This window comes from Corallococcus interemptor, assembly GCF_003668875.1.
In the GTDB taxonomy this organism is placed as follows: domain Bacteria; phylum Myxococcota; class Myxococcia; order Myxococcales; family Myxococcaceae; genus Corallococcus; species Corallococcus interemptor.
In genome coordinates, this window is the sequence record NZ_RAWM01000004.1 from 139,109 (window position 1) to 148,211 (window position 9,103).

At 69.6% G+C, this 9,103-nt stretch carries 5 protein-coding genes; 1 reads left to right on the forward strand and 4 read right to left on the reverse strand.

What is annotated here, in order from left to right; translation table 11 throughout:
- Positions 1 to 19: 19 nt before the first annotated feature.
- Positions 20 to 1,798 carry a hypothetical protein gene (locus D7X96_RS02865; protein WP_147468208.1) on the reverse strand — a complete coding sequence of 593 codons (1,779 nt, stop codon included), beginning with the start codon at positions 1,796 to 1,798 and terminating at the stop codon, positions 20 to 22.
- Positions 1,799 to 1,980: 182 nt separating this feature from the next.
- On the opposite strand from D7X96_RS02865, the gene D7X96_RS02870 reads away from it, so the two are divergent.
- Complete coding sequence (locus D7X96_RS02870) at positions 1,981 to 3,396, forward strand: B12-binding domain-containing radical SAM protein (protein WP_121724484.1); 1,416 nt, start codon at positions 1,981 to 1,983, stop codon at positions 3,394 to 3,396.
- On the opposite strand, the gene D7X96_RS02875 is transcribed toward D7X96_RS02870, so the two are convergent.
- The 3 genes from D7X96_RS02875 to D7X96_RS02885 all read right to left on the reverse strand — a co-directional run bounded on the left by D7X96_RS02875 (position 3,374) and on the right by D7X96_RS02885 (position 9,005).
- Entirely contained in the window at positions 3,374 to 4,204 is an 831-nt protein-coding gene (locus tag D7X96_RS02875) for an acyl-CoA desaturase (protein ID WP_120552701.1), read from the reverse strand. The two genes, D7X96_RS02870 and D7X96_RS02875, sit on opposite strands and share 23 nt — an antisense overlap.
- A gap of 76 nt (positions 4,205 to 4,280) precedes the next feature.
- A complete protein-coding gene (locus D7X96_RS02880; RefSeq protein ID WP_121768915.1) occupies positions 4,281 to 8,582 on the reverse strand; it encodes an AAA family ATPase in 4,302 nt (1,433 codons plus the stop codon).
- A gap of 18 nt (positions 8,583 to 8,600) precedes the next feature.
- Positions 8,601 to 9,005 carry a hypothetical protein gene (locus D7X96_RS02885; protein WP_120552703.1) on the reverse strand — a complete coding sequence of 135 codons (405 nt, stop codon included), beginning with the start codon at positions 9,003 to 9,005 and terminating at the stop codon, positions 8,601 to 8,603.
- Between the last annotated feature and the right edge of the window lie 98 nt (positions 9,006 to 9,103).

Below are 9,103 nucleotides of genomic sequence, written 5' to 3' on the forward strand. Positions count from 1 at the left end.
GCCCCTTCTTCGTCCCTGCCTACCGGACGTTGAGGGCCGTGGACGGGCCACCGACGGCCGGCGGCACCCACGGAATCACCTTCTTGTTCTGCCACTGGACCAGCTTCAGCGACGGGTCCTCCAGCGGCACGTCGAAGGTGTAGGAGATGCGCGTGGGCCCTTGAGCGTCCGCCTCCTCGATGCGGACCTTCATGCCCTTCATGTCGAACTCGTCCCCCTGGCGCACCGCGTGGCGCGCGGCGCGGTGGATGCGCTCCTCCACGGAGTCCAGGAAGTGGCCGCCCTTGGTGAACGACAGCTCCAGGGAGTTGGGCCCCGTGCGCGTCACCTTCTGCTCGTTGAGCGAATAGGACAGCACCCACCAGGCCTTGGGCAGCGGCTTGCCCTGCGCCCACCAGCGCACGGAGCCGTAGATGCCGATGATGCCGTTGGGGGCGTTGAGCACCACCAGCCGCTGGTCGGGCAGCTTGGACTCGTCCAGGGCCTCCTCGTAGCGCGCCTGCACGCGCGCCATGAGCGCGTCCGCCTGGCTGTAGGCCTCCATGGTCTGCCACCAGATGTACGGCGAGCCCACGACGTGGATGAGCGCCAGCAGCGCCGCGCCGGCCAGCACCGCGCCCGCGCGGAGCGTCTTCGCCCGCCCCGTCCACGCGTGGCGCAGCACCACGGCCAGCGCCACCGCCATGCCCAGGCTGGGCACGATGAGCGTGCGCGAGCCGGCGAAGGCGGAGTTGGACAGCCACGTGGACACGAACGCGCCCGTCAGCATCCAGCCCACCGTGCGCTTCTCCGTGGCCTCCAGCCGGGGCCACACGCCCCACACGAGCAGCGCGAACAGCGCGAAGCCCACCGCGCCCAGGATGGTGAAGAGGGGCACCAGGGACTGATCGAAGATGAAGTCCGGGGGCGCGTTCAGCGTCAGGCCCGCGATGGCGGCCGGGACGCGGCCGAGCATCGCCTGGAACCACGCGACGGGCGTCCCCAGCGCGTCCAGGTACATGTCCGAGCCGCCCGCGCCGTAGCCCATGGCCCGGTACGCGGCGAAGTAGATGGCCATCAGCACGCCGAAGGGGATGAGCCCCTTGAGCTTGTCCTTCGCCTGCCCCGGCCCGGAGAAGGCCTCGTAGGCCAGCACGTACGGGCTGAGGATGACCATGGTCTCACCGCACAGGAGCGCCAGCGCGAAGGACACCAGCGCGCCGACGAGGGAGCCCGTGCGCTTGTCCTCGCGCCACTTCACGTGGAGGTAGATGCCGAGGATGCCGAAGAGCAGCGACATCACCACGCTGCGGTAGGACAGCCAGCCCAGCACCGCGGAGTGCGAACCCCAGAGCGCGAAGAGGACCATGGACAGGCCCGCCACCGCCGTGGGCAGCACGCGCTTGAGCAGCACGCCCGCCAGCACCACCAGGCCCACGTACCAGAGCACCGAGTGGAGCTGATAGGCCACGGCGACGCGGTTGTAGAGCAGGTGATCCAATCCGTAGAGCAGGCTGCCCAGGGGCCGGAAGAACGCGACGCGCACGGTGGGCTCCACCCACCACGGGAAGACGCCCACCTCCGCCAGCTTCAGCGTGTGCTCCGGGATGCCCGTGGCGGTGCGGTACACGTCCAGGTGCGTGTTCCCCAGCGGCGCGGGCGGCGGGATGTTGTCCCAGACGCCCAGCCAGATGAAGTCATCCGGCATGAAGCCCGAGCGCAGCGCGAGCGCGCCGAGCACCACCGCGAATGCGATGGAAATCCAGAAGTAACGTTTAAACGGCCAACCCGGGGCGGTCGGCGGGGGGGAGGTATCCATGTTTCAAAGATCTATCAGTACGCCCCCCACACGAGATAGGTCCTCCTGGGTCGTCCGCTACCACCGGAAACGCGCGCAGCGTGTGACGCGTGTGAGGGAGATCCTTTGCCAGCGCCCGGACTCCGGGTGATCCTCCGCCGACGAAGGGGGACGCGGTCCGGGCCGTCGCCGGGCCTGCTCGCATGCGCATCGCCATCATCGCCACGTACACCCATCCGACCCGGCTGCGAATCAAGGAACCCTCCATCATGCAGTCCTCCGTGCCGGAGCTCATCGCGGGCCTGTGCCCGGAGCACGCGCAGGTGGAGATCTTCAACGAGAAGGAGGCGGACGTGCCGTTGGACCGGCACTGGGATCTGGTCTTCTTCTCGTATCTGCACTCGTACTACGAGCACACCAAGGTCCTCTCCACCCTCTTCCGCCAGCGCGGGATGACGACGGTGGCGGGCGGGCGGCACGCGAGCCACTTCCCCGACGACGCGGCGAAGTACTTCGACGCGGTCATCACCGGGGAGCCGGAGTCCAACGTGCCCGCGCTCATCGCGGACTTCGAGAAGGGCGAGCTCAAGCCCCGCTACAGCCTGCCGTCGCAGGGCGCCGCCGCCATCCGGCCGTACCGCTACGAGCTCATCGACTTCACGCACAACAAGGTGCGCCTGCCGGGCATCGAGGCGTCGCGCGGCTGCCCCTTCACCTGCAACTTCTGCGTGCTCACCGGCCACGAGCGCTACCGCTTCCGGCCCGTCGCGGAGGTCATCGACGAAATCCAGACGCGCATGCGCTGGAACCCGAACTTCCTGGGGCTGATGGATGACGCGTTCGTCTTCCTGGACAACAACCTGGGCGGCTCGCCCAAGTACCTGCGCGCGCTGTGCGAAGCGCTCATCCCCCTGAAGAAGACCTGGGGCTGCGCGCTCACCTTCAACGTGCTCAAGGACGAGTCGCTGGTGAAGCTGATGGCGAAGGCGGGCTGCCGCTACGTCTACACCGGCCTGGAGTCGCTCAACCCGGACTCGCTCAAGGCGATGAACAAGGGCCAGAACAAGCTGTCGGAGGTGGACGCCGTCATCCGCCGCGTCTTCTCCGCCGGCATCCTGCTGTCCTTCGGGCTCATCGTCGGCTCCGACGGCGACACCAACGAGTACCTGCACCGGCTGCCGGACTACCTGGCGGACCTGAAGTACTTCTCCGTCACGTTCCTGGGCATCGTGTGCCCGTATCCGGAGACGCCCTTCTTCCGCGAGCTGAAGGCCGAGGACCGGCTCTTGCCCGGCACCACCAGCCGCGACTACGACGGCTACACGCTGTGCCACCGGCCCAAGCAGCTGCACGCGTCGGAGGTGGTGGAGCACTTCCAGCGGCTGTGCCGCACGCTGGGCAGCCTGCCCAACATCGCGAAGCACTACGCGTCCAAGCTGATGATGAGCGACCTGCCCCGCTACAAGCAGACCATCCTCTTCTCCGGGCCCGAAATCGTCAGCATCCGCAACCCGGTGAAGAACCCCGCGCGCCGCTACATCGCGGGGATGGATGCGATCGAGGCCTGGGACGCGGAGCGGATGCCCGCGCTGGGCCTCACGCCGCAGGTCCTGACCTGAGCCGGGAGGGCAGGCGCACGTCCCACGCCAGCCCCAGGGCCTGGAGCGCCCGGATGAAGAGCCAACCCGGATCCCACTGCCACCACACCCAGCCGTGCCGCGCGGACGCGGGGAAGGCGTGGTGGTTGTTGTGCCAGCCCTCCCCCAGCGCCAGCACGCTCACCCACCACACGTTGCGGCTGTGGTCGCGCGTGTCGTGGACGCGGTGGCCGAAGGCCGCGTGGCACACGGAGTTCACCGCGTAGGTGCTCTGCATCCAGAGCACCACGGGCAGGAAGAAGTACGCGGGCACCGTGCGCCAGCCGAACGTCAGCCCCACGAAGAGCACCGCCAGCACCTGCGGCGCGATGCGGTAGCGCAGGAGCCAGTGGTAGTACCGGTCGTGGGCCATGTCCCGGCACCAGGTGCGCCAGCCGTCCTCTTCGGTGGAGGCCTCGTTGAGGATCCACCCCATGTGCGCGTACCAGAAGCCGCGCACCGGCGAGTGCACGTCCCCGTCCACGTCCGCCTTCGCGTGGTGCAGCCGGTGGTTCGCGGCCCACAGGAGCGGACTGCCCTGCGCGGTGAGCATGGCCACCGTCACCAGCGCGTACTCCACCCAGCGCGGGCACGCGAAGGCGCGGTGGCACAGGAGGCGGTGCAGCCCCACCGTGGTGCCCAGGCCAATGGACACGTACACGGCCAGCGCCACCGGCAGCGCGTACGGAGGCCAGGGCAGGAAGAACGCCAGCGCGGCCAGGCCATGCACCACGAGCATGTAACCGACGATGACGGGACTGAGCTGGAAACGAAGCGGTGCGGTGATCATGGCCCGGTGCGCAAGTCGAGGAAGAAGCACGCAGTCTACGGGCGCCGCCTGACGGAACAAGCAATGCGCCAGGGCGTCACATCACGCGGAGGTCGCGGTCCTGGGCCGCCGGGGGCAGCGGGAGCGCTTCCGCGGGCGGAACCTGGAGCGAGGCCTGGAAGCGGTCCACGCGGCGCAGCTCCGCGCGGGCCTCCACCTCCGTGAAGATTTCACGCGCGCGGGCGAGGAACGCGTCGCGCCGGTGCGGCAGGGCCACCGCCGCGTCGAAGTAGGCCACGCCCGTCTCCCAGCGGTTGGGGCTCTTCTCCAGGACGGAGATGGCCTCCAGGAACACCGGCTCCGCGGCCTTGGGCCCCTTGCGCAGGGCCAGCGAGCGCGCCGTCACGCGCAGCGCCGGGCCCTTCAGGTACGGGTAGAGCCGGGCGATGACGCGCGCCTTGATGCAGGCCAGCTTGACGATCTTCAGCAGCTCCTTGCGCGGCACCACCGTGGCGCCCTCCTCCAGCGCGAAGAGGGCCGCCTCCGCCGCGTCCACCAGGCCCACCTGGAGGAAGGGCACCATCACCTGGTAGCTCCAGATGCTCTTGAAGCACCTCACGGCGACGAGCGCGGCCTCCTCCACCTGGTGCTCGCGCACGGTGACGTTGGCCAGGTGGTTCAAGCTCGCGCACTGGTTGGCCAGGTCCGCGACCTCCACGCTGATGCGCAGGCCCTGCTCCAGCTCCGCGCACAGCTCGCCCACGTCGCCTTCGTCCAGCAGGTAGCGGCACATGGGCCCCCACGAGTGCGCCCAGCCCTGGTGCATCAGCGCGTTGAGCTCCACGCCAATGGCGCCCATCTGCTCGTAGAGCGCCACCGCGGTGCGGAAGCGCGAGTGGAGGAACTCGCCCGTGGCCTGCATCATCAGCGACGTCTGGCGCTCCCATCGCTCGCCCACCTGGCGCAGCGTGGAGACGGCCTCCTCCTGGAAGGTGCGCGCGCGCTCCAGTTCGTTGGCGAAGAAGGCCTGGATGCCCAGGCGGCTGAGCGCGAGCCCCTCGGCCACCGGATCCTTGGAGCGGCGCGCGTACTCCAGCGCCTTCTCACAGTGGTAGCGCGCGCGCTTGAGCAGCCCCGCGCCGAACAGGAGCGTGCCGTAGTACCCGCGCGCCAGACTCATGGCGTAGTCGTTGCGCGAGCGCTCCGCCATGTTCGTGGACACCAGCGTCGCCCAGGTGAGCTTGGTGATGTCCGCGAAGTAGTAGATGCGGATGAGCGAGTTGAGCGTGGACAGCTGCTGCAGGTAGGTGGTGAGCCGCGCCGCCGGCAGCGGACGCAGGATGAACGGCAGGAGCGACGCCAGGCCCCGCAGCAGCAGGTTCGCCAGCGTGCGCAGGCCCAGCGCGGGCAGGCTCCCCGGGAGGCTGCGGCCGCGGAGCACCAGGGACTTCTCCAGGTGCTGCGTGGCGAGCGCGGACTCGCCCTTCTCCTGGTGCGCGCGGCCCAGGCCCAGGTGCAGCTCCGCCTGGAGCTGGGGCTCCTCCTCGTCCACCAGGCACTGCTCGAACATCAGGATGGCGTTGGCGTAGTGGCCCGCCTGCAGCAGCGTCTCCGCCAGCTCCTGCATCACCCGGCGCGTCTGGAGCAGCGTCACCTCCTTGTCCACCGGCACGACGGTGCCCAGCAGCTCCAGGGCGCGGTTGTAGTGGTAGAGCGCGTCGTCGTTCGCGTACTGCGCGCGCGCGCTGCGGGCCGCCATCAGCGTGTACGCGAGGCCCTTGTCCTCCACGTTGCCCGCGAGGAAGTGGAACGCGAGCAGACCCGCGGAGCCCGCCAGGTTGTCGTTGGCGCGCTGCTCCAGGTAGCGCGCGAGCCGGCGGTGCAGGTCCTCGCGCGCCGACACCAGGAGCGTGTTGTAGGCCACGTCCCGGATGACGATGTGCTTGAAGAGGCAGGTGTACGGCTCCTCCTGCTCCAGGAGGATGAGCCCCAGGCGCTGGAGCGTGTCCATGGCCTCGCGCAGGACGGAGAGGCCCATCGTGGGCACCAGCGCCGCCACGGCATCCAGCGAGAAGATGCGCCCGATGACGGACGCCACCTTCACCACCAGCTTCTCCGTCTCGCTGAGCAGGTCGATGCGCGACAGCACCACGTCCTGGATGGAGTCCGGCAGCAGCAGGTCCTGCAGGCCGCGCTTCAACTCCATCCGCTGCGAGCCGGGCTCCACCGGCCCCAGGTAGCCCTGCTCCGACAGGCCCTCCACGATGGATTCGATGAAGAACGGGTTGCCCTGCACCTTCGCGAGCAGCCGGTCCTCCAGCGCGACGTCTGGCGGTGACAGCCGCAGGTGCACGCGCAACAGCGCCCGCGTGTCCTCGTCGTCCAGGCTCATCAGGTCCAGCGGGACGAACTCCGGCAGCTCGCGCAGCCCCCGCAGCTGATCGCCCGGGCGCATGGTGGCCAGCACCATGATGCGGTGCGAGCCCACTCGCACCGCCAGGTACTGGAGCAGGTCCAGGGAGATGTAGTCCGCCCAGTGCAGGTCCTCGAAGAAGAGCAGCAGCGGCTGCGCGCGGCTGAGCTTCTCCAGCAGCTGGAAGACGATCTGGAACACCTTCTGCTGCTTGCGGCGCGCGTCCATGCCCGCCGTGGCGGGCGTCTCCTCCAGCGACATGCCGAGGATGCCCGCGACCACCGGCATCCACTCCGGCCCCACGTCCTCCAGGCCGTCCAGCCCCTGGCGCAGGCGCGCGAGCTGCGCGTCGGTGTCGTCCGAGTCGTGCAGGCCGAACACCTGGAGCAGCACCTCCTTCCAGGGGAAGAAGGGGGTGAAGGCCTCGTAGGAGTAGCAGACGCCGTACAGCGCCCGCGCGCCGCCCTCCTCCGCGTCCTCCAGCACGCGCGCGCCCAGGCGCGACTTGCCGATGCCCGCCTCGCCGGACACCACGCACACGCGGCCCTGGCCCTCGAAGGACGCGGTGAGCGACTCGTGCAGCACGTTGAGCTCGCGGCTGCGGCCGATGATGTCGCCCCGGCCCTTGATGAAGAGGCCCCGGCGCGTCTCCCCCAAGAGCCGGTACACCGGCACCGAGCGCGAGACGCCCTTCAGCTTCGCGTCCTCGACGAACTCGGTGGCGAAGCCGCCCTGCTGGGAGCGCGCCTGGGTGTTGGCGCACAGGTGCACGCCGTCCTGGTGCCCGCCGTGCGTCATCAGGCGCGCGGCCATGTTCACCACTTCGCCCAGCGCCGAGTAGCCCTTGCGCGTGGGCGAGCCCATGTCGCCGCAGTAGGCGTGGCCGGTGGCGATGCCGATCTGCAGCTCATCCAGGAAGGGGAACTGCTCGCGGGCCTTGAGCAGCTTGCAGGCCAGCCGGCACGCCAGCACTTCCTTGTTCTGCTGCGCGGTGGGCGCGCCGAACAGGACGTAGAGCACGTTGCCCTTGTCCGTGAAGTCCGTCATCAGCAGCACGCCGCCGTGGTGGGCGGACTCGCGCTGGACGTATTCGTAGTAGGCGTTGAGGTCGCGGGTGAAGGCGTCCGGTTCCGAGTCCGCCCGCGCGTGGGTGAAGCGCACGAAGAAGCAGGTGACGTCGCGGAAGTCGCCCGCGAACTCCTGGTGCGCGGTGGTGATCTTCGTGAAGAGCACCGGGTGCAACAGCAGCGCGCACCGGCCCACCAGCTCCGCTCCGCCCGTGGGCGCGGGCAGCGGCCGCTTCTCCGCCTCCACCGGCGCGTCGGCCGCCAGCCGGTGGTTGCCGCCCTCGCGGGGCTCGCCCTTGCGCACGCCCTCCGGCAGCGCCGCCCAGGCGCGCGGGCTCAGGACGACCTCCGACACCGTGGCCTGCTTCTCCGCGCCCACCGCCTGCGCCAGCGGCTCGCCCACGAGCGCCGGGTGCATCCACAGGCCGGTGCCGCCCATCACGATGCGCGTGGCCTCTCCAAACCCGATGCCGATGCGCGACGACACGCCGAAGCGCTGGCCCAGCAGCTCCAGCCGGGCGAAGCGCGCCAGCCTGCGCTGCACGCTCAGCGCGCACACCGCCGCGCGCTGCACGACGTCACCGTCGGCTTCACCGGGCGCGGCCTCGAAGCACGCGAGGATGGAGTCGCCGGCGAACTGGTAGATGTCCCCGCCGTGGTCGCGGACCACGTCGATCATCTCCGTGTAGTAGTTCGTCAGCAGGCGCTGGAGCGCGTCGATGCCGCGAGGCCCCGCGCCGCTCAGCCCCACCACGATGGGCGTGAAGCCCGCGATGTCCAGCAGCAGGATGGCCCCGCGCACCCCTTCCGCCCGGGGCAGCGCGTCCGCATCCTGGCTCCCGAGCCGCGCGAGGATGCCCGCTGGCATGTAGGGCGCCAGCATCGCGACGGCGGGATCAATGGGCTGCGTGGAGGTCATCCCAGGGGGGCTTTCCGCTCAGGACAGGTGGGCGTAGCGCAGGTAGAGGGCGCCCAGGCACATGGCGCCGTAGAGGGGAATCTCCGCAGTCTCCAGCCAGGGCTGCTGCTTTCGCACCCAACCCCAGATGTGCACCGCCGTCATGATGCCGCCAATGAGGCCGATGAGCTCGAAGATGACCAGGTGGCTCTTGGGGTCCGGGATGAACTGCACCACCGCGATGATGACGGACAGCGCCAGCCCGCCCAGGCAGCGCGCGAAGTAGACCGTCAGGTCGTTGTTGCCCGTGGGCAGCTCCCACCCGAACCAGCGCGCCCAGCGCAGCGGGATGAACGTCAGCGGCAGTGCGTAGACGACCAGGAACACCGAGGTGGAGACCGCGAGGAACCAGCTGGCCAGCGGATAGTCGGGGTTGATGAACATGATGGCGACGTGGCGAGGAACGGCGTGCGCGTGCCGGCCACACCGTTCCCCAGGACGTCCATCCTAGAATCTTTTCCCTCCCCGTGGGGTGCCATCCC